Source organism: Pantoea sp. UBA5035 (assembly GCF_002415245.1).
Classification (GTDB): domain Bacteria; phylum Pseudomonadota; class Gammaproteobacteria; order Enterobacterales; family Enterobacteriaceae; genus Pantoea; species Pantoea septica.
The window spans coordinates 128,762-152,483 of the sequence record NZ_DICD01000010.1 but is presented as its reverse complement, the minus strand read 5'-3'; the positions used below and the strand labels follow the sequence as shown (position 1 = coordinate 152,483).

Genomic DNA, 23,722 nt, shown 5'->3' with positions numbered 1-23,722 from the left:
ATGAACTTTCTTGCCCATCTTCACCTCGCTCATCTCGCCGAAAGCTCGCTGCTCGGCAACCTGCTGGCGGATTTCGTGCGCGGAAACCCGCACGAACAGTGGCCGACGCCGGTTGCCGACGGCATTCTGATGCACCGCCGGCTCGATGCAATGACCGACGCCCTGCCGGAAGTGCAGGAGGCGCGCCCGCTGTTTCGTCCGGAAACGCGCCGCGTCGCGCCCATTACGCTTGACGTGGTGTGGGATCACTTTCTCGCCCGCCACTGGGCGACCATCCATCCTGAGGTCACGCTGGCAGCCTTCTCGCGCTTTGCCGAACAGCGCGTGGTGCCGCAGATGGCGGGCACGCCGGAGAGCTTTCAGGCGCTAAATGCGGTGATGTGGCGCGAACGCTGGTTCGAGCACTACGCCGATCCGGCGCGCATGGCGCGCGTGCTCAGCGGCATGGCCCAGCGGCGGCCGCGTCTCGCCGCGCTGCGCGACTCCTATCAGGATTTCATCGACCACTACGACCAGCTGGAAACGCTCTTTTTCCGCTTCTACCCGCGCCTGATGGCCCTTGCGAATGAAGGCAAGTTATAGTCAAATAGTGACCGCCAGGCATGGATAGCCTTGCGGAATTCTATGCTTTTACTGGCGTAATGTTTTAATTAATAACAGGGAATGTTTATGCAGCACCTTATCGCAGACTGGCTGATCCAGGCTGGCCTCACGCAATATACCCATACCGTTGCGCTTCTGATCGTCATTGCATTTATTATTTTAACTGCCGTTATTATCCATTTTATTTTGCATCGCGGCCTGCTGCCGATGCTGCGCCGTCACGCTAACGCCAGCTCACGGCAGTGGCCGAAAGCGCTGCTGGATAGCTACCTCTTCGATCGTGTCGTCTGGCTGATGCAGGGCGTGCTGTTTAAGCTGCAAATCGAGCTTTTTCTGCACAGCAGCACGCCGTTTTATAGCCTGATAATGATTGCGATTCAGGTCTGGCTAATGATCTTCTCGCTGCTGATTTTCTTTTCACTGCTCGATATGCTGCAGCGCCTGAGCGCCAGTAGCGCGCTGGCGCAGCAAATGCCGGTACGCGGCATCGTGCAGAGCGTAAAGCTGATTGCCGCCGTTCTGATCGCCATCATGATCATATCGCTACTGCTCGGGAAGTCGCCCAGTGTGCTCATCACCAGCCTGGGTGCGATGACCGCCGTGCTGATGCTGGTTTTTAAAGATCCGATACTGGGCCTGGTGGCGGGCATCCAGCTCTCGGCCAACAATATGCTTAAGGTGAACGACTGGCTGGAGATGCCTAAATATGGGGCTGACGGCTCAGTTATCGACATCAGTCTGACCACGGTGAAAGTGCGCAACTGGGATAACACTATTGTTACCATTCCGACCTACACGCTGATCTCTGACTCATTCAAAAACTGGCGCGGCATGTCGGAGTCGGGCGGACGCCGCATCAAGCGCTGCATTAATATTGATACCACCAGTATCCATTTTCTGACTGAAGCGGAGCTGGAAACGTTGAAGTGCGCGGAGCTGCTGTCACCTTATCTGGAGAGTAAAAGCCAGGAGGTTGCAAACTACAACGCGCAGTTAACGTGCGATCTTACGACGCCGCTAAACGGCCGTCGCCTGACTAACATCGGCACGTTCCGCGCCTGGTTAGAGAGCTGGCTGCGCGCGCATCCTCATATTCACAAAGGGATGACGCTAATGGTACGTCAGCTGGCGCCGGGCGAAAGCGGCCTTCCCGTCGAGATTTACGCCTTTACCAATACTACAGTCTGGCTGGAGTATGAGAATATTCAGTCCGATATTTTTGATCATGTCTTTGCCGTCCTGCCTGCCTTTGGCCTGCGTGTCCATCAGTCGCCTACCGGAAACGATATGCGTCAGATTGGCAGAATCAGCGAATAATCCTTTCTTGCTTCCGTCCGCGCGGCAAATAAAGCGTGCGGACGGATCTCACCTTCCTTGAAAGCGATTTTTATTTGCGGCTTAATGAAGCCTTTCTTATCTATGCTAACGAGCATGACTGAGCCAGCTGCCATCTGAGGCGGCTATAGCATTTCGCTGGATTCAAAATCATAAGAGGGAAAGGATGTCATCCGCTTCGCAAACCGAAACAGACGCGCGTTACCACTATGCCTGTGAAATCGCCCGCGCGGCGGCCAGCCGCGCCTACGCCTGGTATCAGCAGCGCCAGCAGCTGGTGGTGGAACACAAGCGGGATTTACAGGATGTGGTCAGCGAGGCGGACCGCAACGTCGAAGAGCTGATTAAAACCCTGATCGCCGAACGCTTCCCGGACGATGCGGTGCTGGGAGAAGAGAGCGGCGGCGAGGTCGAGGGCGCGCGCTGGGCGTGGGTGGTGGATCCCATCGACGGCACAGCCTGCTTCCTTAACGGCCTGCATAACTGGTGCGTTTCCCTTGCCGTCTTGTGCGACGGCGAAGCGCTGATCGGCGTGATTTGCGATCCGAACCATCAGGAGCTGTTTCACGCCCGCGCGGGCCGCGGCGCCTGGGTCAACGAAACGCGCCTGCAGGCGCACGGCGCGCAGCATCTCAGCGAGGGGGTGCTGGGATTAAGCAACTCCAGCCGCGCGCCGGCGGAACAGACCGCCGCATTCATTCAGGGCCTGCTTGCCGAGGGCGGCATGTTCGTTCGCATCGGTTCCGGCGCGCTCACCACCGCCTGGGCGGCGGCGGGCCGTCTGATCGGCTATTACGAAGCGCACATGAATCCCTGGGACAGCCTGCCGGGCATCGTGCTGATGCGCGAAGCGGGCGGCGTCACCAACAACTATCTCGCCAACAATGGCCTGAAAAACGGCAATCCGGTGCTGCTGGCCAACCCGGCTATTTATGCGCAAATCAACGCGCTGCTCGGCCCTGACGCGATTAAAGAAACCTGAGCCAGACACGCCTTTATACAGGCGGCGCAATCATCTATAGCGCGGAGAGTATGGCGCGATCGCACAGTCCATCATCCCCCTGCGCGCTCGGCCCGGTAACGGGCCAGCGCGCGGCGTGCTTGCCCTTCGAGCCACGCTCTCCGCGTCTGCGCCTTCCCTTCCTTATCTGCCTTTAGCCTGCCTAATCTATCGCCCTTTTATCCTTAACCGCCGCTGCACTGTTTTTTCAGCGCCACTGCGAACTTTTCTATATTCGCGCCGACATGATTTCCCCGCCTTTTTTTGACTTAAAATAAAGGCGTCAATCATCCCTTTATCATTATTTTTTATTTTGTCTTTTGCTTAATTCGGCGACTGGATTCGCCGATTTCTTTATGGGCGGCGCCAACGACATCAGCGGTGTTAAATACCTTTGTCGATACTCGGGGAATCCGATAATGAAAACGCTCTCATCACAGGATTATCGCGCGGATATCGACGGCCTGCGCGCAGTGGCGATCTTGCTGGTTGTTCTGTTTCACGCGGGCGTCAGCCCTCTGCCCGGCGGCTACGTCGGCGTCGACCTCTTCTTTGTTATTTCAGGCTTTCTTATCGGCGGCGCGCTCTACCGCGACTACGCTGCCGGCCAGTTTTCGCTCTATCGCTTCGCCGTGCGCCGTATTCGCCGCATCGCGCCGGCGCTGCTGACCATGCTATTCGGCCTGCTGTTTATCGGCTATTTCCTGCTTTCGCCGCTGGAATATAGCCAGCTGGCGAAATACAGCTTTGGCGTCTTTCTTTCGGTGCCCAATATTATTCTGCTAAAAGGCGCGGATTATTTCAGCGCACCGGCAGATTTAAATCCGCTGCTGATCACCTGGTCGCTCGGCATTGAAGAGCAGTTCTATCTTGTGCTGCCGATTATCATGCTGCTGGCCGCCAGAAAACGCGTCTTATTATTCGCCGTGGTGGCGCTGCTGAGCCTGCTGTCGCTGGCGGGCTGCATCTGGCTAACGCCGCAAAACAGCTCGCAGGCCTTCTACCTGCTGCCGACGCGCGGCTGGGAGCTGGGCGCGGGCGTGCTGCTGGCGCTGTGGAGACCGCGGCCGATCGGCGGCCTGTGGGCCAACCTCTTCACGCTGGCCGGACTGGCGCTGATCGCCTTTTGCGCGCGCCGGCTCAACAACGGCGAGGGGTTTCCCGGCGACCAGGCGCTGCTGCCGGTGCTGGCGGCCTGCCTGCTGATTGCGGCGCGCAGCACAATCAGCCGCCTGGCGCTGGAAAATGCGCCGATGCGCTTTATCGGCAAAATCTCTTACTCCTGGTACCTGTGGCACTGGCCGCTGCTGGCGCTGGCGCGCATCTGCAGCGACGGCCCGGTCAGCGTCAATCAGGGGCTAAGCATCAGCGCGATAGCGCTCGGCGTCGCCTGGCTGTCGTGGCGCTACGTCGAGCAGCCTTTCCGTCGCCCGGCCAGAGAGCCGCGCGCGGTTATCCCCATCTATTGTCTGATCTCAGGCGTCGCCGCCGCTGCGATGGTCGGCCTGTGGAGCAGCGGCGGCCTTCCCTGGCGCGTCAATGATAAGGTGGTCAGCAGCGAAGCCTACAAAATCGACGCTCAGGCCGATCCCTGCCTGGTCGCCAACGGCGCTGACCTGCCTTCGGCCAGCGCGCGCTGTCAGCCTGAGCGGTCGCGTCCCGGCATCGCGCTGGTCGGCGACAGCCATGCGGCGGCAATGCGCAGCGCCGTGGCGCGCTACGCCGAGGCGCAGGATAAGCCGCTCTTTCAGCTCACGAAAGCCACCTGCCCGCTGCTGGCGGCGGGGGTCACGCGCGCGCTCTACCAGCAGCCGGCGCACGCCAGCCAGTGCGCGGCGTTCAACGCCGCCGTCATGAAAGAGCTGGTCAGTCCGCGCATCGACGAGGTGGTCATCGCCGCTTCCTGGGCGGCCGGAATCGAAACGCTGCCCGGCGCAGGCTACCGCGACACTCATCATCCCGACAGAGATAACCTCAGCGCGCTGAAACAGGGTATGGACGGGGTTATCGCCCAGCTGCGCCAGGCGGGCAAAAAGGTAGTATTGATCGAGGATGCGCCGCTGCTGTCGCTGGATCCCCTGCGCTACAGCAACAACCGCAACATGCCGCTGCGCCGCGAGCTGAGCCAGTGGCTGAGCGACTGGAAACCCCTGCCGACGCAGAACGCTCGCACCCGGCGCTATTCGCTGCCGGAAGCGGACGTGACGCGGCTGCTGCGCGGCTACGAGCAGCGCGACGTGCGCGTGGTGTCGTTACAGGAAAATTTATGCAACCGCAGCGGCTGTCTGGTGACCTGGCAGGGTCTGCCGCTCTATTACGACGATAGCCATCTGAGTCCACAGGGCGTGGAGATCGCGCTGGGCAGCCGCTGGTAGCGCCTTTGACCCTGCGCCATAAAACAAAACGGCCCGCGCAATCTCTTGCGCGGGCCGTTTTCGTCTTATAACGATTTATGACTTACGCACCAGCTTATAGCCCGCCAGCAGCAGCACGATCCACACCAGTCCCACATAGAGCGAAATACGCGTATCCGGGAAGTAGCCGATCAGCGCGATAATAAAGCCCAGGAAGAGCACGCCGAACAGCGAAGTCCAGATGCCGCCAGGCACCGCGAACTGCAGCTTGCTCGCCGCCTCTTTGCCGATCTTGCGGCGGAAAGCGATCTGCGACAGCAGGATCATAATCCACACCCAGACGGTGGCGAAGGTCGCCAGCGAGGCGATAACCAGGAAGACTTTTTCCGGCATCAGATAGTTGAGATAGACCGCGATCAGCATCGCCGCCATCATCACCACCACCGTCACCCAGGGAATACCGCGCGCGGACACCTTCATAAACATCTTCGGCGCGTGGCCCTGCTGCGCCATACCGTGCAGCATACGTCCGACGCCGAACACATCGCTGTTGATCGCCGACAGCGACGCCGTCAGCACCACGAAATTCAGGATAGAGGCGGCCGCCGCAATGCCGAGATGCTGGAAGGTCAGCACGAAAGGCGAGCCGTTGGTGCCGACCTGATTCCAGGGATAGATCGACATAATCACGAACAGCGTGCCGACGTAAAACACCAGAATGCGCATCGGCACCGAGTTAATGGCGCGCGGAATCGACTGCGCCGGATCTTTGGCTTCGCCGGCGGTAATGCCGATAATTTCGATGCCGCCGTAGGCGAACATCACCATCTGCAGCGACAGCAGCATGCCGACGATGCCGTGGGCGAAGAAGCCGCCGTTGCTCCACAGGTTATGAATGCCGGTCGGCTGGCCGCCGTTGCCGATACCCCAGAAAATCATCGCGAAACCGGCGACGATCATCACCACAATGGTGGCGACCTTAAAGAAAGAGAACCAGAACTCGACTTCGCCGAACACCTTCACGCTCATCAGGTTAACGGCGCCGATAATCAGCACCACGCTCAGCACCCAAATCCAGTGCGGCACCTCAGGAAACCAGACGCCCATATAGATGCCGAAGGCGGTCACGTCGGCGATGGCGACGATCAGGATCTCAAAGCAGTAGGTCCAGCCGGTGATATAGCCCGCCAGCGGCCCGAGATAGTCCTGCGCATAGCGCGAAAAAGAGCTGGCCTGCGGGTTATTCACCGACATCTCGCCGAGCGCGCGCATAATGATATAGGCCACCGCGCCGCCGATAATATAGGCGAGTAGTACGCTCGGCCCCGCCATCTTGATGGCATCCGCCGACCCGTAAAACAGTCCGGTGCCAATCGCCGATCCCAGCGCCATAAAACGGATATGGCGCGTGCTCAGTCCGCGTTTGAGCTTGTTGGTTTCTTGCATAACAACCTGTACCTGTAAAAGAAAAACCACGGGCAAGCCCGTGGTCAGAGAGAACAGCGGCGGCGGTTACGAGTGCGCCGTAACCTGCTCGCGTCCTTTGACGCGATCCACAATCGCCGCGATCAGCAGCATCACCAGCGCGGGCGGCAGCCAGGCGAGTCCCTGGTCCGCCAGCGGCAGCTGCTGGCTGAACGCCGGCAGCATATCTTTAAAGCTGGTGGTTTTCACGCCGTCGATAATGCCGAAAATCAGGCTGACCAGCATAGTCGGCGCAATCAGACGGCTGCTCTTGTTCCACCAGTTCAGGGTGAAACTCAGCACGATCAGCACGATGCACGGCGGATAGATCGCCGTCAGCACCGGAATCGAAATCTGAATCAGATGGCTCAGGCCAAGGTTCGACACCACCATCGAGAACAGACCCAGAATAAAGACCAGTGCTTTATACGACAACGGCAGGTATTGCGCAAAAAATTCCGCACAGGCGCAGGTCAGACCGACCGCCGTCACCATGCAGGCGACGAAAATCAGCGCCGCCAGGAAGAAACTGCCCATGCCGCCGAAGGTCTGCTGCACGTAAGCATGCAGGATCGCCGCGCCGTTCGCGCTCTGCGCCACCAGCGCGCCGCTGCCGTTGCCGAGCTTGAACAGGCTGAGGTAGACCAGCGTCAGGCCGACGCCGGCGATCAGACCCGCCATCACGGTATAGCGCGTCAGCAGGCTGGCGCTCTCAACGCCGCGCGAGCGCGCCGCGTTGACGATAACGATACCGAACACCAGCGCGCCAAGCGTATCCATAGTGAGATAGCCATTGACGAAGCCGCTGGAGAAGGCGGCGCGCTGATAGTCTTCAGTAGCCGGCGCGATGGTGCCCGCCGGCCAGATCAGCGCGGCGATGCCGAGCACCGTCAGCGCGACGATTTTCAGCGGCGCGAGGAAGTGGCCCACGGTGTCCAGCAGCTTGCCGGGATAGAGCGAAACGCCAATCACCAGCGCGAAATAGATAAAGCTGTAGACAAACAGCGGCAGCGCGCCGTCGCCAGTCAGCGGCGCGATGCCCATCTCGAACGATACGGTCGCGGTGCGCGGCGTGGCGAACAGCGGGCCGACCGCCAGATAGCAGACGGTGGCCAGCAGCAGTCCGGCGCCCTTGCCGATAGGGGTGCTGAGCGCGTCGACGCCGCCGCCGACGCGCGCCAGCGCGATAACGGTCATCACCGGCAGGCCAACGGCGGTGATCAAGAAACCAATGGCGGCCGTCCAGACATGTTCGCCAGACTGAATACCGACCATTGGTGGGAAAATAATGTTACCCGCGCCAACAAACAGGGCAAACGTCATAAAGCCCAGCGCGAGGATATCCTTCGAGGTTAAACGATGTGTCATACAACTGTATTGCCTGTTACGAGTGTTGCGGTGGAAGTTGGGTTTATGTTGTCCCCAGACCGCGCGTTGACAACGACTCAGCGCACGATGCCAGTGCATTGTGCTTGCCTTAATCGTGTCGCGCAGGTGAATTAGGCTGCTTTTGTTCTGTTCACAAGTGGGATGCTACGACAACGGCCGTAAGTAGAACGTTTATAGCGGAGAAAGGCAATACGGGATCGGAAAACCAGAAGGTTATGACGGAAAACAGAGTAAAAGCAGTGAATATCTCGGATATATCTCCGCAGGGCATCAGATGATGTGCTTATTTTTTCTGCAGCGCGTAAGAAATTTCAGCGTAAGTGCGCGGCATGATGCACAAAAGGCGCGTTTTACGCGCCTGTTTGCACAAGTTTACAGCATTACCACACCTGTCCGGCGATATCGACCACCAGGCGAATCTTCGCCCACTGCTGCTCTTCGCTCAGGCTGTTGCCCTCTTCTGTTGAGGCGAAGCCGCACTGTGGGCTGAGGCAGATCTGGTCAAGGCTGACGAACTTCGCCGCCTCCTGCAGACGCGCCTTCACCTGCGCCGGATCTTCCAGCTCGCCGTTTTTAGTGGTTACCAGACCCAGCACCACTTTCTGGTGGCCTGGCTTGATAAAGCGCAGAGGCTCGAAGCCGCCGGCGCGCTCGTTATCGTACTCCAGGAAGAAAGCATCGATGTTCACGCCGCCGAACAGAATCTCCGCCACCGGCTCATAGCCGCCTTCAGAGATCCAGGTCGAGCGGAAGTTGCCGCGGCAGACGTGCAGGCCGACGGTAAGATCGGCGGGCTTGCCCTCCAGCGCTTTGTTGAGCACGCGGGCGTAGGTATGCGCCAGCTGCTCGGGATCGTCGCCGCGCTCGCGGATTTGACGCTTCTGGTCTTCCGAGCAGAGATAGGCCCAGACGGTATCGTCCAGCTGCAGATAGCGGCAGCCCGCATCGTAAAAGGCTTTGATCGCCGTTTTATAGGTGTCGGCCAGGTCGTCGAAGTAGTCCGCTAGATCGGGATAGACGTTTTCGTCGATCACTTTGCGGCCGCCGCGGAAGTGCAGCACGCTCGGGCTGGGGATGGTCATCTTCGGCACCGCGTCGCCTGCGACGCTCTGCAGGAAGCGAAAATGCTCCAGCATAGGGTGATCGCGGAAGCCCAGCTTGCCCACCACGCGCACGCCGTGCGCTTTGGTCTGGACGCCGTTGAACTGAATGCCCTGCTCTGCTTCGAACAGCTCGACGCCCTCCAGGCCGCCGAAAAAGTCGAAGTGCCACCAGGCGCGGCGGAATTCGCCGTCGGTCACTACCTGCAGACCGTTGGCGATCTGCTTGCTGACGACGTCGCGGATCGCTTCGTCTTCGATGCGGGTCAGCTCGGTTTTATCAATCTGGCCGGCGGCGTACTGCTCGCGCGCGTTTTTGATGGCGATTGGACGCAGGAAGCTGCCGACGGTATCGGCGCGGAACGGGGCGGTCTGTGCGGTCATCTTCACTCCTGGCACCCTGAACGTTAATCACGGCAGGGAATAATTTCGCTAAGTTATATATAGCCATCTGGATGGCTAAACGTCTGTAGACAGATTGGCACGCGTGCGCCTTCTCTGCAACAGAAGAAATTTCAGCGGAGATGAAAAAAATTCACGTTAGTACTTACTTCGCCTCTATAACAGCCAGCGCCTGATCGCGCTGCGCTGCCGACAGCGGTAGATAACCCGCTTCGCTGACGCGGCGCTGGCCCTGCGGCGAAAGCACCTGATGAAGAAAGGCGTTTACCAGCGGCGGCAACGGCTTGCCCGGCGGCTTATTGACATAGATATAGAGCGGGCGCGCCCAGGGATAGCGGCCGCTGCGGATAGAGTCGGCGTCCGGCACCACCGCCGCGCCCTGCGCGTCAGTAACGGCAAGCGTCTTCACGCCGCTCAGATGAAAACCGAAGCTGGCGTAGCCGATGCTGCGCGGATTGGCGGCGACCGCCTGCACCACGGCGGCCGAGCCGGGAAACTCCGCCACGTCGGCGCGAAAATCGCCGTTGCACAGCGCCTGCTGCTTGAAAAATCCCCAGGTGCCCGAGGCGGAGTTGCGTCCGTAGCGCTGAATCGGACGCCGCGCCCAGTCAGGCTGGCGCACGCCCATATCGCCCCAGCGCGTCGGCACCTGCGGCGCGCCGCACAGGCGCGTCACGGAAAAGATGGCGTCGAGCTGGCGCATATCGATCTGCGTCAGCGGATTGCGCTGATTGACCACCACCACCAGCGCGTCGAGCGCCACCGGCACGGCGAGCGGGGCGTAGCCATAGCGCGCCTGAAAGGTTTGCCGCTCTTCCGCCTGCATGGGGCGGCTCATCGGGCCGAGCTGCGCGGCGCCCGCCGCCAGCGCGGTCGGCGCGGTGGAAGAGCCGGAGGCCTGCACCTGTAGATTGACGCCCGGCGCCCGCGCGCTGAAATCTTCGCTCCACAGCATCATCAGCGTTCCCAGCGTGTCTGAGCCGACGCTGCTGAGATTGCCGGTGAGCATTTCGGGCTGAGGCGCCGCCGCCAGCGTCAGCGCGGGCGAAAAGAGAGAAAGCAACAGCAGCAAGGCGCGCATGAGAGGTTCCATTAACGGTTAATGGACGGCATTCTCCTGCAATCCTGCGCTGACGATCAACCTTGACGGCAGCGTAAAGGTAAAACAGGTCTCTTTATCGGGAATGCTGGTGATCTCCAGCCGCGCATTATGGTGGCTAAGGGCATGCTTGACGATCGCCAGCCCCAGCCCGCTGCCGCCGGTGGCGCGCGAGCGCGCCTTATCCACGCGGTAGAAGCGCTCCGTCAGGCGCGGCAGGTGCTCCGCCGAAATGCCAGGCCCGTTGTCGCAGACTTTGAACTGCGCCCCCTGGCGGCTGCGCAGCCAGCTGATGTCGATGCGCGTGCCGTCCGGCGTATGGTTCACTGCGTTATAGACCAGGTTAGAGAGGGCGCTGCGCAGCTGATCGTCGTCGCCAAGCACCTTGAGATGCGGATCGGTATGGAAGTGGATCTCGTGGCGGCCGCCGCTCAGCGTTTCTGCTTCGCGCTGCAGCAGATGCAGCATCATCGGCACATCCACCGTCTCTTTCATGTCGATGGCCGGCGCCGCCTCGATGCGCGACAGCGTCAGCAGCTGACGCACCAGGCTGTCCATGCGGCGCGTCTGCTCCTGCATGGTCTGCAGCGCTTTGCCGCGCGAGCGCTCGTTCATCACCGAGTCGTTCATCATCTCCAGATAGCCCTGCAGCACCGTCAGCGGCGTGCGCAGCTCATGGCTGACGTTGGCGAAGAAATTGCGCCGCGCCCCTTCCAGCTGGTGCATCTGCGTCACGTCGCGCGCCACCATCAGCCACTGCCCTTCGCTGTAGGGCATGATGCGAAACTCCATGTGGTGCTGGTTATTGAGAATTAAGGTGAGCGGCTTGTTGAAATCGCGCTGGCGAATATAGCGTGAGAACTCCGGATAGCGCAGCAGGTTTAGGATGTTCTGGCCGTTATCTTCCGGCCAGCGCAGACCAAGGTGCTGCTGCGCCAGACCGTTGCACCAGAAAATGGTGCCCTCTTCCGTGGTAAGCACCACCGCGTCGGGCAGCGTCTCGGCGCCGCTGCGAAAGCGCTTGATCAGGTTGCCCAGCTCGCGCCGCCGCCGCCGGTTGCGCAACTGCATCTGATAGAGGCCGTAAAACAGCGGTTCCCAGCTCGCCTGTCCGGTGGGCGGCGTCATGGTGCGATCCACCCACAGCCAGTGCGACAGCCGCATCAGATTGTAAAAGTGCCACAGCAGCATCCCCAGCACGCTGATCAGCAGCAGCCACGGGAGATAGCCGAAAATCAAACCGATAATCAGCGCCGGCAGGCAGGCCAGCGCCAGCTCGGAGAGCAGTCTCTTCCAGGAGAGTCGTTCCAGCACGGTAAAGACTCCGTTTAGTAGCGGGCGGAGAAACGATACCCCGTTCCGCGAACGGTTTGAACCATGCGATCGTGGCCGGAAACTTCCAGCGCCTTACGTAAGCGGCGGATATGCACGTCAACGGTGCGATCCTCCACATAGACATTGGTGCCCCAGACGTGGTTCAGCAGCTGCTCGCGGCTGTAGACGCGTTCGGGATGGGTCATAAAGAAGTGCAGCAGCTTATATTCGGTCGGCCCCATCTCAAGCGGCGTCGACTCCGACATCACGCGGTGCGACGACGGGTCCAGGCTCAGGCCCTGCATCTCGATCACCTCTTCCACCGCCATCGGCGAAATGCGACGCATCACCGCCTTGATGCGCGCCATCAGCTCTTTCGGCGAGAAAGGCTTGGTGATGTAGTCATCCGCGCCCACTTCCAGACCGCGCACGCGATCTTCCTCTTCGCCGCGCGCCGTCAGCATCATCACCGGAATATCACGCGTCAGGGCTTCGCGCTTGAGGTGCTTGATAAACTGAATACCGCTGCCGCCCGGCAACATCCAGTCCAGCAGAATTAAATCTGGCCAGGGCTCAATCAGTTTCCCTACCGCGCTGTCATAATCCTCGGCCTCGATGGGCTGGTAGTCGTTCTGCTCCAGAACAAAGCACAACATTTCACGGATAGGGGCTTCATCTTCCACAACCAAAATGCGCTTAGCCATTGCAACTCCTGCTGATGTGACCGCTGTCACCGTTATATGCGGCGCCATTATGCGTCAGATTTATGACACTTTTATGAAAAACATAGCCGCTTAATCAGCGCGTTAACACTGCTTTATGACAGCCGGCGCAGCTTTTTTCGCTTTTGCGCCATAGCCGGTATAATTCTCCGGCAAACCGTTACCGCAGGGAGTTTTATGCGCATCATTCATACCGCGGACTGGCACCTCGGTCAGTTTTTCTATAACAAGAGCCGGGCGGCCGAGCACCAGGCCTTTCTCGACTGGCTGCTGGCGCGTATCGAGGAGCATCAGGTTGATGCGCTGATCGTTGCAGGCGACCTCTTCGATAGCGGCACGCCGCCAAGCTATGCGCGCGAACTCTTTAACCGTTTTGTGGTGGCGCTGCAGCCGACCGGCTGCCAGCTGGTGGTGCTGGCGGGCAATCACGATTCGGTCGCCACGCTCAACGAGTCGCGCGCCCTGCTCGCCTGCCTGAATACCCAGGTGATCACCACGCCGCAGCCAGATCACAATCTGCTGCTGCTGCGCAACCGCGCCGGCGAACCGGGCGCGCTGCTCTGCGCTATTCCCTATCTGCGGCCGCGCGATATTATGCGCAGCCGCGCGGGCCAGTCGGGCCGCGAGAAGCAGCTCAGCCTGCTGGAGGCGATCGCCGCGCACTATCAGCGCAGCGTCGACGCGGCGCGCGCGCATCCGCTGGCGCTGCCGGTTATCGCTACCGGCCATCTCACCACCGTCGGCGTCAGCAAAAGCGATTCGGTGCGCGATATCTATATCGGCACGCTCGACGCCTTTCCCGCGTCGGCTTTTCCCGACGTCGACTACGTGGCGCTCGGCCATATCCATCGCGCCCAGCGCGTCGCCAACAGCGATCATATTCGCTACAGCGGCTCGCCGATCCCGCTCAGCTTCGACGAGCTCGGCAGCGAGAAAAGCGTATTTTTGCTGCAGCTGGATAGCGCCGGTTTGCAGAGCGTGACGCCGCTGCCCGTTCCGCCGTTCCAGCCGATGAAGATGCTGAAAGGCTCGCTGGCGGAGATCGAGGCGCAGCTGGCGCCCTTCGCCGGCCATCAGGGCGACAGGCCGGTCTGGCTCGATATCGAAGTCACCACCCAGGAATTTCTCAGCGATCTGCAGCGCCGCGTCGAGGCGCTGACCGCCGATCTGCCGGTCGAAATCCTGCTGCTGCGCCGCAGCCGCGAACAGCGCCAGCACAGCCTGGCGCAGCTAAAAAACGAAACCCTGAGCGAGCTAAAAGTGGAAGAGGTCTTCGCCCGCCGCATCGCGCTGGCGGAGGATATCGAAGAAGCCGAGCATGCGCGCCTCAGCGCCCTGTTCCGCGCTACCCTCGCCTCGCTGGAGGAGAGCGAATGAAAATCCTCACGCTGCGCTTTAAAAACCTGAACGCGCTGAAAGGCGAATGGTTTATCGACTTTCGCGCCGAGCCCTTCGCCAGCAATGGTCTGTTCGCCATAACCGGCGCGACCGGCGCAGGCAAGACCACCCTGCTCGACGCTATCTGTCTGGCGCTCTATCACCAGACGCCGCGCCTCGGCGTGCTGTCGCAGACGCAAAACGGTCTGATGACGCGCGACACCGCCGAATGCCTCGCCGAAGTGGAGTTCGAGATCAAAGGCGAAGCCTGGCGCGCCTTCTGGAGCCAGAACCGCGCGCGCGGCGCGGCCGACGGCAAGCTGCAGGCGCCGCGCGTCGAGCTGGCGCGCTGCATCGACGACAAAATATTCGCGGACAAGGTCAACGACAAATTAAAACTGATCGAGTCGCTGTCGGGCCTCGACTTCGAGCGCTTTACCCGCTCGATGATGCTGTCGCAGGGGCAGTTCGCCGCGTTTCTTAACGCGAAGCCCGGCGAGCGCGCCGAACTGCTGGAGGAGCTGACCGGCACCGAGATCTATGGCCAGATCTCCATCGCCATCTACGAGCGTCACAAGGCGGCGCGGCTGGCGCTGGATAACCTGCGCAGCCGCGCCGGCACCCTGACGCTGCTCGACGCCGAAGCGCGCGCCGCGCTGCAGCAGCAGCTGGCTGCGCTGACCGAAGCGGAGCAGGCGCTTACTCAGCAGAACGATAGCCTGCGCAGGCAGCATCAGTGGCTGACCCAGGCGCAGCAGCTCGACAGCGACATTCAGGCCGCGCAGGCCGCGCTCGAGGCGGCAGAACAGGCGTGGCGCGACGCGGAAGCGGATCGCCAGCGGCTGGCGCGCAGCGAGCCAGCGGAGAAGCTGCGCGATAAATTAGCTCAGCGCGACAGCCTGCTGCATGAGCAGCAGCGCCTGCAGCAGACGCAGCAGCAGCTCGCACAGCAGCGCCAGGCCGCAGAGCAGCAAACAGAGAGCGATCGGCAGCGCCGCGAGGCGGCCCAGACGGCGCGCGACGCCGCGCTGCGCGAGCAGCAGGCGCAGGAGACGCTGCTGACGGAGCAGGTTATTCCGCTCGACCAGCAGATCGCCGCCCTGCTGGCGCAGGCGCAGCAGCAGCAGCAGGAAAGCGACCAGCAGCAGCAGGCGCTGACGCAAAGCGCGCGCGCCCTGCAGCAGGAAACGGCACAGCGCGACAGCCTGCAGGCCGCGCTGGCGCAACAGCAGCAGTGGCGCGCGGATCAGGGCGCGCTGCCGCAGTGGGGCCCTTCGCTGGCGCTGTGGCAGGAGCGTTTCGCCCAGCTGACGCAGCGCGAAGCCGCGCTGGCGGCGCTGCGTGAACAGCAAATTCAGCAGCAGCGAACGCTGGCGCAGCGGCAGGCGGAGATCGCCCGGCTGGCGCAGCAGGCGACGCCGCTGAGCCAGGCCGAACAGCAGGCGGCGAGCGCCCTGGAGAGGGCGCAGCAGGCGCTGGCCGATCTGGAGCAGCGCCATCCGCCGCAGGCGCTACAGGCCAGTCTGGCGCAGAGCGAGGCGAGCCGCCCGCTGCGCCAGCAGCTGGCGGTGCTCGCCTCGCAGTGGACGCCGCTGCAGCAGCATCTCGCCGCGCGTCAGCAGCGCCTCGCCGCGCTGGAAAAGACGCTGCAGCAGGATGACGACACGCTGCAGACGCTGCGCGCCGCCTTCGCGCGCGAAAAGGCGTCGCTGGCCGATATCAAAAAGATTTGCGAGCTGGAGCAGCATATCGCCGATCTGGCGGCCTGGCGCGCGCGCCTGGAACCCGAGCAGCCTTGCCCGCTGTGCGGCTCTTGCCAGCATCCGGCGGTCGAGCGCTACGCCGCGCTGGAGCTGAGCGAGAATCAGCGACGGCTGGCCGAACAGGAGCAGCAGGTTGAGGCGCTGCGCGAACAGGGCATCAAAAAAGGCGAGGCCGTTAAGCAGGCGAAGACCGAACGGCAGCGGCTGCAGGAGGAACTGGCGGCAGAAACCCAACGGCTGGATGAGTTAACCCAGCAGTGGCTTGGGCTACAGCGTGAGCTGGCGCTCACATTCGATGCAGGCGACAGCGCCGCGCTGGCCGCCTGGCAGCAGCAGCACAACAGCGAAGAGCAGGCGCTGCAGCAGCTGATCCGTCAGCAGGAGAGCGCCGCGCGCCTGCGCCAGCAGGCGAAAGATGAGCACCTGCTCCATCAGCAGGCGCTGCAGCAGCATCAGCAGCAGCTTCAGCTGGCCCAGCAAACGCTCACTAACTTGCAAGAGGGCGCGACGACGCTGGCGCAGCGTCTGGAACAGGAAGAGCGCGACTGGCGGCAGCGCCGCGACGCGCTGCATCAGGAGCTGGCGGATGCCGGTCTTGCCCTGCCCGACGCGGCGTCGCGCGACGGCTGGCTGCAACAGCAGCAGCAGCGCTGGCGGCAGTGGAACGAGAGCGAGCAGCAGCTGGCTCAACTTCAGCCGCAGCTGGCGCGCGCCGAAGCGCAGTGCAGCAGCCTGCAGCAGCGCGTTGAGAGCGAACGGCAGCGGCTCGACGCCCTGCAGCAGCAGCGCGCGCAAAGCGACGCGACGCTGGCGCAGCAGCGCGCGACGCGGCAGGCGCTGTTCGGCGATAACGACGTTGCCGCGGCGCGGCGGCAGATGCAGGCGCAGATCCAGCAGCAGGAAGCCGCCCTCGCCGCCGCGGTGGAGGCGCTGCAAAAAACCCAGAGCCATCTCAGCCAGCTGGCCGGACGCGCCGCAGAGCTGGAGGCGCAGCAGGAAAAAATCCGCCAGGGGCTGCGCGAGGCGCAGCAGTTGTTCAGCGATGCGCTGGCCGCCGCCGGTTTTGACGATGAAGCCAGCCTGCGCGCCGCGCTGCTGGAGGACGAGGAGGCGCGCGCGCTGCGCAGCCGGTTACAGCAGCTTGAGCAGCAGCGCCAGGCGCTGCAGGCTCAGCGGCAGCAGCTGGCCCAGCGTCGGGCGACGCATCAGCAAAGCCGACCCGAGGGCGCAGCGGAAAACGCCGCCGCGCTGGAAGCGCAGCTTGAGGCGCTGCGTCTGGCGCTGCGCGACAATGCGCGCCAGCAGGGCGAGGCGCAGCAGCAGCTTCAGAGCGACGCGCGCCTGCGCGAACAGCAGCAAAGCCTGATGACCCAGATCGAAGAGGATGAAGCGGCGCTGGCGCAGTGGAGCCAGCTAAACGATCTTATCGGCTCCGCCAGCGGCGATAAATTCCGCCGCTTCGCGCAGGGGCTGACGCTGGATCACCTGGTGGCGCTCGCCAACCGCCAGCTCGATCGGCTGCACGGCCGCTATCTGCTGCAGCGCCGCGCCAGCGACGCGCTTGAGCTGGACGTGATCGATACCTGGCAGGCGGACGCCGCGCGCGACACCCGTACCCTTTCGGGCGGCGAAAGTTTTCTGGTCAGCCTCGCGCTGGCGCTGGCACTTTCAGATTTAGTCAGCGTGAAAACCCGCATAGAGTCTTTGTTTCTCGACGAGGGCTTCGGTACGCTGGACGCCGAAACGCTCGACACCGCGCTGGACGCGCTGGACGCGCTTAACGCCAGCGGCAAAACCATCGGCGTAATCAGCCACGTTGAGGCGATGAAAGAGCGCATTCCGGTACAGATTCGGGTGCGCAAGATTAATGGGCTGGGCTACAGCAAACTGGAACTGCCCCGCCCTCAGGAGGCGTAATGAAAACAGGCATGGCGCTGCTGCTCGCCAGCGCGCTGCTGGCGGGATGCAGCAGCAAACCGCAAAGCAATCTCAGCTGCGACCGCGCTTACTCGGCGGCGCAGTGCCACTATTTGCGTGACGTTCAGCACCAGCTAATCGACAGCTTCAACAGCAGCGTCGCGCCGCGCTATCCCGGCCAGAGCTGCCTGGTGTCGGCGCACCGCCGCGCCGACGGCGGCTACAGCGTGCTGCGCACCGAAGGCGACGAGGCGCTCTGCCTGCGCGCCTGGCAACAGGTCAGCAGCGCGCGCAACCTGCCGCTGCCGCCGGTCGGCGTGCCGGAGGACTGGCAGTTCCCCTTCGGCGCGACGCAGTAGCCCCTACTTTCTCAGCGGCCAGAGCCAGGCCGCGCCGCGCACCCCGCTCGAATCGCCGTGTTTTGCTTTCAGCACCGGCGTTTCGCACTCCCCGCCGAAAACCCACTGCTTCATCAACGTCGGCACCGTCTGGTAAAGACGCTCGTTATTGCTCATGCCGCCGCCGAGCACGATCACATCGGGATCGAGCAGGTTCACCACCTGCGCCAGCGACTTCGCCAGCCGGGTTTCGTAGCGCCGCATCGCCTGCTCGGCGACGGGATCCTGCTGCGCGATCAGCCTGACGATCTCCGCGCCCTTCAGCGCCTGCCCGCTCAGCCGCCGGTAGTCGATGGCGAAGCCGGTGCCAGAGACAAAGGTCTCGATGCAGCCTTTCTGGCCGCAGTAGCACGGCACCTCCTCACGGTAGCGCAGCTCCTCTTCGTCCATCCACGGCAGCGGATTGTGGCCCCACTCACCCGCGTTGCCGTTGCCGCCGATGCGCGCTTCGCCGTTAATCGCCACGCCTGCGCCCGATCCGGTGCCGATGATCACCGCGAACACCAGCGGCTGGCCCGCGCCCGCGCCGTCTACCGCTTCTGAGACCGCCAGGCAGTTGGCGTCGTTGGCGATGCGCACTTCGCGCTGCAGCGCCAGCGCCAGATCGCGATCCAGCGGCTGGCCGTTAAGCCAGGTGGAGTTGGCGTTTTTCACGCGGTGCGCGTAAGGCGAAATCGTGCCGGGAATGCCGACGCCGACGCTGCCGGTCTGGCCGGTTTTCGCTTCGGCGAGACGCACCAGATCCGCGATCGCCTGCACCGTGGCGGCGTAGTCGTCGCGCGGCGTATCCACGCGGTGGCGAAACAGCTCATTTCCCTCGTCAGACAGGGCGATCACTTCGACCTTGGTACCGCCCAAATCAATACCTATACGCACGCATTATTCCTCATTATTCGTCAGGGTAGGAGATACATTAGGAGCGGCGTCGGGGAAAGGCAATGAAACCGTTTCGATGTTTCGCTATCATGCGCCCTGACCTCTCGACTTGTGCGCCAGATCGCGCGACCCGGTAAGGAATTATGATGTTGTGGTTTAAAAATATGATGGTTTATCGTCTGAATCGGGACATTCCGCTCTCTGCAGACGACATGGAAAAACAGCTTGAGGCTTACACCTTCTCTCCCTGCGGCAGCCAGGATATGAGCAAAACCGGCTGGGTGTCGCCAATGGGCAACCGCAGCGACGCGCTGACCCACGTGAACAACGGCCAGATCGTGATTTGCGCCCGTAAAGAGGAAAAGATCCTGCCGTCGCCGGTGGTGAAGCAGGCGCTGGAAGCGAAGATCAGCAAGCTGGAAGCGGAACAGAGCCGCAAGCTGAAAAAAACCGAAAAAGATTCGCTGAAAGATGAAGTGCTGCACAGCCTGCTGCCGCGCGCCTTCAGCCGTCTCAGCCAGACCTTTATCTGGATCGATACCGTCAACAGCCTGATCATGGTCGACTGCACCAGCGCGAAAAAGGCGGAAGATACGCTGGCGCTCCTGCGTAAGAGCCTTGGCTCGCTGCCGGTCGTGCCGCTGACGCTGGAAAGCCCGATCGAGCTGATGCTGACCGAATGGGTGCGCTCCGGCGATCTGCCCGCCGGTTTCGCCCTGATGGACGAAGCGGAGCTGAAGGCGATCCTCGAAGATGGCGGCGTGATCCGCTGTAAAAAACAGGATCTGGTGTGCGATGAGATCGCCAACCATATCGAAGCGGGCAAGCTGGTAACCAAACTGGCGCTCGACTGGCAGGAGCGCATTCAGTTCGTGCTGGCGGACGACGGCTCGGTGAAGCGCCTGAAGTTCAGCGACACGCTGCGCGAGCAGAATGACGATATCGACCGTGAAGATTTCGCTCAGCGTTTCGACGCCGACTTTATCCTGATGACCAGCGAACTCGCCGCGCTCACCAGCAATCTGGTGGAAGCGCTGGGCGGCGAAGCAAAACGCTGACGGTTCAAGAATGACGCGCCTTTGCCGATAATCACTTCTTTCGGCAAAGGATTCCCGCTATGTTTCGTTCCTCTACCCGCGCGGCGCTGCTCGCCGGGTTGATGCTCTTCTCCTCCGCCAGCATTGGCGACGCCTCTTTTACCCGCCTGAATGCGTTGCGCATCAACGACCGCCTTAACGTGATGGTGGCGCTGGCCGGTAAATCGGGCGGCGCGATGCAGGTCTGGCAGGCTTACGACTGTAAAACGCTCTCTGCCGAGGCGCTCTATCGCAATCTGCTCGACGCCAAAGGCATGACCACCGCGCGCTTCTACGGCAGCGAATTTGGCCGCTACACACCGCCGCAGCCGGGCCCCAATCAGGATCCTGAAACGCTGAAGCGCATCTGTCGCCTGCCGGAGAAAGCGGTCGTCTGGGAAAAGATCGCGCCGACCAACCGCTTTGGTTCTACCGCGCTCGTTGACGTCGCCAGCCTGAAGCGCAGCGGCGACGAATTGCAGGTGCGTTTTGGCTATGACTATGCGACGCGCGATTTCGATCCACCCTATGACGCCCCTTACGCGTTCAAGGTAGAAAACTATCGCTTCAACTGTCAGACACAGGCGTTTGCACCCGTGTCGATGATGGATGTGGATGACAAAGGCTACGTGACCGACTCGCTGGACAGCGGCGATATCGCAGATCGTAAAGCCTCTTTCCCACTGACGCCGCTCATGAAACAGACCTTTACCCGCCTTTGCGCCACCGCCGATCTGCAACGCTTCCGCGCGCTGGGTCGCTTTGTCTCTGCAGCACACAAGGCGGTCAGCCGCGACGCGCGCGCGATTCTGCCCGCGCTAAGCGATAACCCGGCCTCCGTTATGGCGGCGCTGCCGCTGGACAAGGGGCTGGAACAGCAGGTTCATCAGCTGATTGCGCCCTGGGCACTGCCGCGTTTTCGTCAGCTGAACTGGGTGGAAAATAGCCCCTCGGGCAAGGTCGCGGTGCGTATCGACGTCGACGAGCATGGCTACCTGCGCAAGCTGGAAAATTACGGTATCTGGAAGGTGCAGCGCCTGACGCTGGGCAATCTGCTCCAGCTGAAGTTTGCGATGTCGATTGCCTCGCAGCCCAGTCGACTGGAAGCGCTAAAAACCACGCTGCGTTTCCCCCTGGTGGTCGGACAGACGTTTACCGTCGATACGGATTTAGTGGCGCGCGCGCCGTCATCGGACGTGCGCCGCACGCGGCAGCAGTGCAGCGTGCTGGCAGGCGGCGAGGCGCAGCGCATCAACCCCGCTTTCAGCGGTCGCTACCTGCAGGTAGCCTGTCGTAGTGAGGGTGACGGACAGAAGACGGATGAGACGCGCGACGCGTGGCTGGAGGATCTGCGCGTGCTGGTGCCGCTGGCGTCGAAGCTGGGCAGCGCGCCGTGGCAGGATACGCGGCTGGAGCAGGTCACTGTCACCCGCTAAAAATCGCCCGACAGACGGCCGGGATAACCTATCCCGAGTAGTAAAGCGGCCCGCGCTAAGAACGTCGCGGGCCGCTTTGCGGTGATTTTTACTCTTTCAGGTAGCGGCAGAGATAGGAACTCGGCTCGCCCACCTGCAGATGAAACTCGCTGTGGCCCGGCACGTTGAACACCGAACCCGCTTCAAACCATTGCCACTCGGTTTCGCCCGGCAGCAGCACCTTCAGCGATCCGCTTACTACCGTCATCTCTTCCGGCTGCGCCGTGCCGAAGGTGTATTCGCCTTCCGCCATCACGCCTACGCTGGCGCGACCAGTGCTGGCACTGTCGAAACCGATCGATTTCACTTTTCCGTCAAAATACTCGCTTACATTGAGCATATTACTTCCTCACAGCACATTAAGGTAGCTGGCAGTGTAGAGCGGAACTCGCTGATCTGTCACGCGAATTGCAGCGCCGCCTCCCGCTTTGTGATCGCGTCGGTTATCAGACGATAAGTTCAGCGGCCAGTTTGGCGACCAGCACGTTGGAGAGCAGCACCGGAATGCCGAGCAGCTTCTGCAAAAAGTCGCGATGAGTCTGGTTATAGCCGACGCAGTCCAGCACCACCACGTCCGCGCCCTGCTCCTGAAGGGAGAGCGCGGCGTCGGTAAGCTTCTCATTATCGGGAATATAGGGGCTGGCGACGGCGAAACAGGGGCGGCGCTTCAGATTGCGCCACTTATTCGCCTGCTGCTGAATCTGCTCCTCGACCGGCACCACGATGCCGACCTGATGCTCCTGCACAATGGCGGAAACCAGCGGCGGAATAATGCGGTCCGGCTCCAGCAGCAGCGCGCTTTTCGCGGTCAGCGCGCCGAACTCGCCGGTGCAGAGCAGCAGAATAGTGTCGTAGCCTTCGGCTTCCAGCGCGGCGATTTTTGCCTGCAATCCCTGTTCTACCTTTGCCGTGGCCAGCCGCACCTGCGCGCCGTTTTGCAGGCGCGACACCAGCACGCCGTCCTGGGCGTCAGGCGCGTAGCGCGTGGCGATCTCCGCTTCGCTCAGCCCATCCAGCAGGCCGACATGGTCGGTCTGCTCGCCGGGTAAAAACTCTGTCAGCAGCGGCATGATATCGCTGCGCGGCGACTGACCGATAGTCAGCGTAACCAGGGATTTCGTCATATTAGTCTCGTTTACGCAGATGGCTCAGGCTGCCATAGAGCGCCAGCAGGCGGGCATATTCGTCCGCATCGTAGAAATGGCAGGTCTCGCGGCCGAACTCTTTCGCCACCTCCACCGCAAACTTCGCCGCCGCCGCGATATCCACTTCGTGGCTGGCGCCGGTGCCGCAGCCCGGCACCACCGACTCGGCGGTGATCGCCACGCCGACCACCGGCACATCGGTGGCGGTTGAGGGCTGCAGAATGCTGTTGAGGTGATAAATGCCGTTGCCGTAAGGCGTTATATCCTGCGTGGTGATGGGAAAGGTCACCGCCGGACGGCCAGTGGTCATCTCCATGATGCGCAGCAGATCGTCCGATATGCGCAGGATATAGCCCTCTTTTACCGTAGGCGACAGCGCAAATCCTTTGTGGTTGATAATGCGGTTGCCCTTGGTGGTATCGATCGACAGGATAGCGTCAACCTCCGGCACCACCTCATTGTCGTTCATGGTGACGTCGTCGATAGGCGAATCCATAAAATCGACCGGCTCGTGCGGACGCGTCGGCGCATCGGGACAGATATGGGTGGTGACGATGACGTCGCCCGCCAGCACGTCGCCTTTGGTCTGCATAACGGCCAGCTTCAGCGCGCTGCTCACCGCCGCCACGGCGCCATCGGCGTCGGAGACCATGCCGATGCGCGTCGGGCGCGCGCCGATGCCGCCCAGGCGGCCGATAATGCCGAGCGTCGGCGCGCTGCCGCCGCCGGCTTTGCCCTGCGCGCCCGGAATATCGATGCGAACGAAATCGGTGCGCCCTTTCGGCCCGCTGACGCGTTTAAAGCTGGCGTTCACGCCGGGAAAAGCGGCAAAAAGATCCACCACCTGCTGACCGTCGATCAATGCGCTGTCGAATAATTCAAATACCTGTAACGTCTGGTGCAAGCTCATGAC

At 61.8% G+C, this 23,722-nt stretch carries 19 protein-coding genes; 9 read left to right on the top strand and 10 right to left on the bottom strand.

Annotated elements, in window-relative coordinates; translation table 11 throughout:
• From B3229_RS07145 to B3229_RS07130, 4 genes are all read left to right on the top strand, one after another.
• Positions 1-582: an ACP phosphodiesterase gene (locus B3229_RS07145; RefSeq protein ID WP_286870211.1), complete on the top strand. Its 582-nt coding sequence runs from the start codon at positions 1-3 to the stop codon at positions 580-582.
• Between the two features lie 87 nt (positions 583-669).
• Positions 670-1,920, top strand: coding sequence for a mechanosensitive ion channel family protein (locus B3229_RS07140; protein ID WP_286870210.1), 1,251 nt, complete (start codon positions 670-672; stop codon positions 1,918-1,920).
• A gap of 184 nt (positions 1,921-2,104) precedes the next feature.
• Positions 2,105-2,920 (top strand): inositol monophosphatase family protein, encoded by an 816-nt coding sequence (locus B3229_RS07135; protein WP_286870209.1) that lies wholly within the window; start codon positions 2,105-2,107, stop codon positions 2,918-2,920.
• Positions 2,921-3,357: 437 nt separating this feature from the next.
• Positions 3,358-5,313: an acyltransferase family protein gene (locus B3229_RS07130; RefSeq protein WP_286870208.1), complete on the top strand. Its 1,956-nt coding sequence runs from the start codon at positions 3,358-3,360 to the stop codon at positions 5,311-5,313.
• Between the two features lie 75 nt (positions 5,314-5,388).
• Here B3229_RS07130 and proY read toward each other — a convergent pair whose 3' ends face one another.
• The 6 genes from proY to phoB all read right to left on the bottom strand — a co-directional run bounded on the left by proY (position 5,389) and on the right by phoB (position 12,764).
• Complete coding sequence (gene proY, locus B3229_RS07125; RefSeq protein ID WP_033752747.1) at positions 5,389-6,738, bottom strand: proline-specific permease ProY; 1,350 nt, start codon at positions 6,736-6,738, stop codon at positions 5,389-5,391.
• 66 nt (positions 6,739-6,804) lie between these two features.
• Positions 6,805-8,124 (bottom strand): branched-chain amino acid transporter carrier protein BrnQ, encoded by a 1,320-nt coding sequence (gene brnQ, locus B3229_RS07120; protein WP_048783404.1) that lies wholly within the window; start codon positions 8,122-8,124, stop codon positions 6,805-6,807.
• 401 nt (positions 8,125-8,525) lie between these two features.
• The gene (locus tag B3229_RS07115; protein ID WP_048783406.1) at positions 8,526-9,629 is read right to left on the bottom strand and encodes a cobalamin-independent methionine synthase II family protein; all 1,104 of its coding nucleotides are present in this window, start codon (positions 9,627-9,629) and stop codon (positions 8,526-8,528) included.
• A 163-nt stretch (positions 9,630-9,792) separates the two neighbouring features.
• A complete protein-coding gene (locus B3229_RS07110) occupies positions 9,793-10,728 on the bottom strand; it encodes a PstS family phosphate ABC transporter substrate-binding protein (protein WP_286870207.1) in 936 nt (311 codons plus the stop codon).
• Between the two features lie 18 nt (positions 10,729-10,746).
• Positions 10,747-12,060: a phosphate regulon sensor histidine kinase PhoR gene (gene phoR / locus B3229_RS07105; RefSeq protein ID WP_048783411.1), complete on the bottom strand. Its 1,314-nt coding sequence runs from the start codon at positions 12,058-12,060 to the stop codon at positions 10,747-10,749.
• 14 nt (positions 12,061-12,074) lie between these two features.
• Complete coding sequence (gene phoB, locus B3229_RS07100; RefSeq protein WP_033788773.1) at positions 12,075-12,764, bottom strand: phosphate response regulator transcription factor PhoB; 690 nt, start codon at positions 12,762-12,764, stop codon at positions 12,075-12,077.
• 195 nt (positions 12,765-12,959) lie between these two features.
• On the opposite strand from phoB, the gene sbcD reads away from it, so the two are divergent.
• The 3 genes from sbcD to B3229_RS07085 are packed head-to-tail and all read left to right on the top strand — an operon-like array spanning position 12,960 to position 18,198.
• Positions 12,960-14,159 (top strand): exonuclease subunit SbcD, encoded by a 1,200-nt coding sequence (sbcD, locus tag B3229_RS07095; RefSeq protein WP_286870206.1) that lies wholly within the window; start codon positions 12,960-12,962, stop codon positions 14,157-14,159.
• Positions 14,156-17,839: an AAA family ATPase gene (locus B3229_RS07090; protein ID WP_286870205.1), complete on the top strand. Its 3,684-nt coding sequence runs from the start codon at positions 14,156-14,158 to the stop codon at positions 17,837-17,839. The genes sbcD and B3229_RS07090 overlap by 4 nt, the downstream gene beginning before the upstream one ends.
• On the top strand, positions 17,839-18,198 hold the full coding sequence (locus tag B3229_RS07085; RefSeq protein WP_286870204.1) for a cell envelope biogenesis protein TolA: 360 nt from the start codon (positions 17,839-17,841) through the stop codon (positions 18,196-18,198). The genes B3229_RS07090 and B3229_RS07085 overlap by 1 nt, the downstream gene beginning before the upstream one ends.
• Positions 18,199-18,201: 3 nt before the next feature.
• Here the strand turns inward: B3229_RS07085 and mak are convergent, their stop codons facing one another.
• Positions 18,202-19,113, bottom strand: a complete 912-nt coding sequence (gene mak, locus B3229_RS07080) for a fructokinase (protein WP_286870203.1) — start codon at positions 19,111-19,113, stop codon at positions 18,202-18,204.
• A gap of 146 nt (positions 19,114-19,259) precedes the next feature.
• Here mak and rdgC point away from each other — a divergent pair, with 146 nt between their 5' ends.
• Positions 19,260-20,171, top strand: a complete 912-nt coding sequence (gene rdgC, locus B3229_RS07075; RefSeq protein ID WP_286870237.1) for a recombination-associated protein RdgC — start codon at positions 19,260-19,262, stop codon at positions 20,169-20,171.
• Between the two features lie 59 nt (positions 20,172-20,230).
• Positions 20,231-21,625 (top strand): hypothetical protein, encoded by a 1,395-nt coding sequence (locus B3229_RS07070; RefSeq protein WP_286870202.1) that lies wholly within the window; start codon positions 20,231-20,233, stop codon positions 21,623-21,625.
• A gap of 88 nt (positions 21,626-21,713) precedes the next feature.
• Here B3229_RS07070 and ppnP read toward each other — a convergent pair whose 3' ends face one another.
• The 3 genes from ppnP to B3229_RS07055 all read right to left on the bottom strand — a co-directional run bounded on the left by ppnP (position 21,714) and on the right by B3229_RS07055 (position 23,719).
• Positions 21,714-22,004: a pyrimidine/purine nucleoside phosphorylase gene (ppnP, locus tag B3229_RS07065; protein WP_033752757.1), complete on the bottom strand. Its 291-nt coding sequence runs from the start codon at positions 22,002-22,004 to the stop codon at positions 21,714-21,716.
• A gap of 106 nt (positions 22,005-22,110) precedes the next feature.
• Entirely contained in the window at positions 22,111-22,788 is a 678-nt protein-coding gene (locus tag B3229_RS07060) for an AroM family protein (RefSeq protein WP_048780821.1), read from the bottom strand.
• Position 22,789: 1 nt separating this feature from the next.
• The gene (locus tag B3229_RS07055; protein WP_286870201.1) at positions 22,790-23,719 is read right to left on the bottom strand and encodes a DUF1177 domain-containing protein; all 930 of its coding nucleotides are present in this window, start codon (positions 23,717-23,719) and stop codon (positions 22,790-22,792) included.
• Positions 23,720-23,722: the final 3 nt, after the last annotated feature.

Bases quoted from the DNA above. Each gene is read 5' to 3' on its own strand.
- phoB (WP_033788773.1), bottom strand. From the start codon at position 12,764: ATGGCTAAGCGCATTTTGGTTGTGGAAGATGAAGCCCCTATCCGTGAA.
- B3229_RS07070 (WP_286870202.1), top strand. From the start codon at position 20,231: ATGTTTCGTTCCTCTACCCGCGCGGCGCTGCTCGCCGGGTTGATGCTC.
- B3229_RS07135 (WP_286870209.1), top strand. From the start codon at position 2,105: ATGTCATCCGCTTCGCAAACCGAAACAGACGCGCGTTACCACTATGCC.
- sbcD (WP_286870206.1), top strand. From the start codon at position 12,960: ATGCGCATCATTCATACCGCGGACTGGCACCTCGGTCAGTTTTTCTAT.
- ppnP (WP_033752757.1), bottom strand. From the start codon at position 22,004: ATGCTCAATGTAAGCGAGTATTTTGACGGAAAAGTGAAATCGATCGGT.
- B3229_RS07090 (WP_286870205.1), top strand. From the start codon at position 14,156: ATGAAAATCCTCACGCTGCGCTTTAAAAACCTGAACGCGCTGAAAGGC.
- B3229_RS07085 (WP_286870204.1), top strand. From the start codon at position 17,839: ATGAAAACAGGCATGGCGCTGCTGCTCGCCAGCGCGCTGCTGGCGGGA.
- B3229_RS07145 (WP_286870211.1), top strand. From the start codon at position 1: ATGAACTTTCTTGCCCATCTTCACCTCGCTCATCTCGCCGAAAGCTCG.
- brnQ (WP_048783404.1), bottom strand. From the start codon at position 8,124: ATGACACATCGTTTAACCTCGAAGGATATCCTCGCGCTGGGCTTTATG.
- proY (WP_033752747.1), bottom strand. From the start codon at position 6,738: ATGCAAGAAACCAACAAGCTCAAACGCGGACTGAGCACGCGCCATATC.
- B3229_RS07140 (WP_286870210.1), top strand. From the start codon at position 670: ATGCAGCACCTTATCGCAGACTGGCTGATCCAGGCTGGCCTCACGCAA.
- rdgC (WP_286870237.1), top strand. From the start codon at position 19,260: ATGTTGTGGTTTAAAAATATGATGGTTTATCGTCTGAATCGGGACATT.
- B3229_RS07060 (WP_048780821.1), bottom strand. From the start codon at position 22,788: ATGACGAAATCCCTGGTTACGCTGACTATCGGTCAGTCGCCGCGCAGC.
- B3229_RS07115 (WP_048783406.1), bottom strand. From the start codon at position 9,629: ATGACCGCACAGACCGCCCCGTTCCGCGCCGATACCGTCGGCAGCTTC.
- B3229_RS07130 (WP_286870208.1), top strand. From the start codon at position 3,358: ATGAAAACGCTCTCATCACAGGATTATCGCGCGGATATCGACGGCCTG.
- B3229_RS07110 (WP_286870207.1), bottom strand. From the start codon at position 10,728: ATGCGCGCCTTGCTGCTGTTGCTTTCTCTCTTTTCGCCCGCGCTGACG.
- B3229_RS07055 (WP_286870201.1), bottom strand. From the start codon at position 23,719: ATGAGCTTGCACCAGACGTTACAGGTATTTGAATTATTCGACAGCGCA.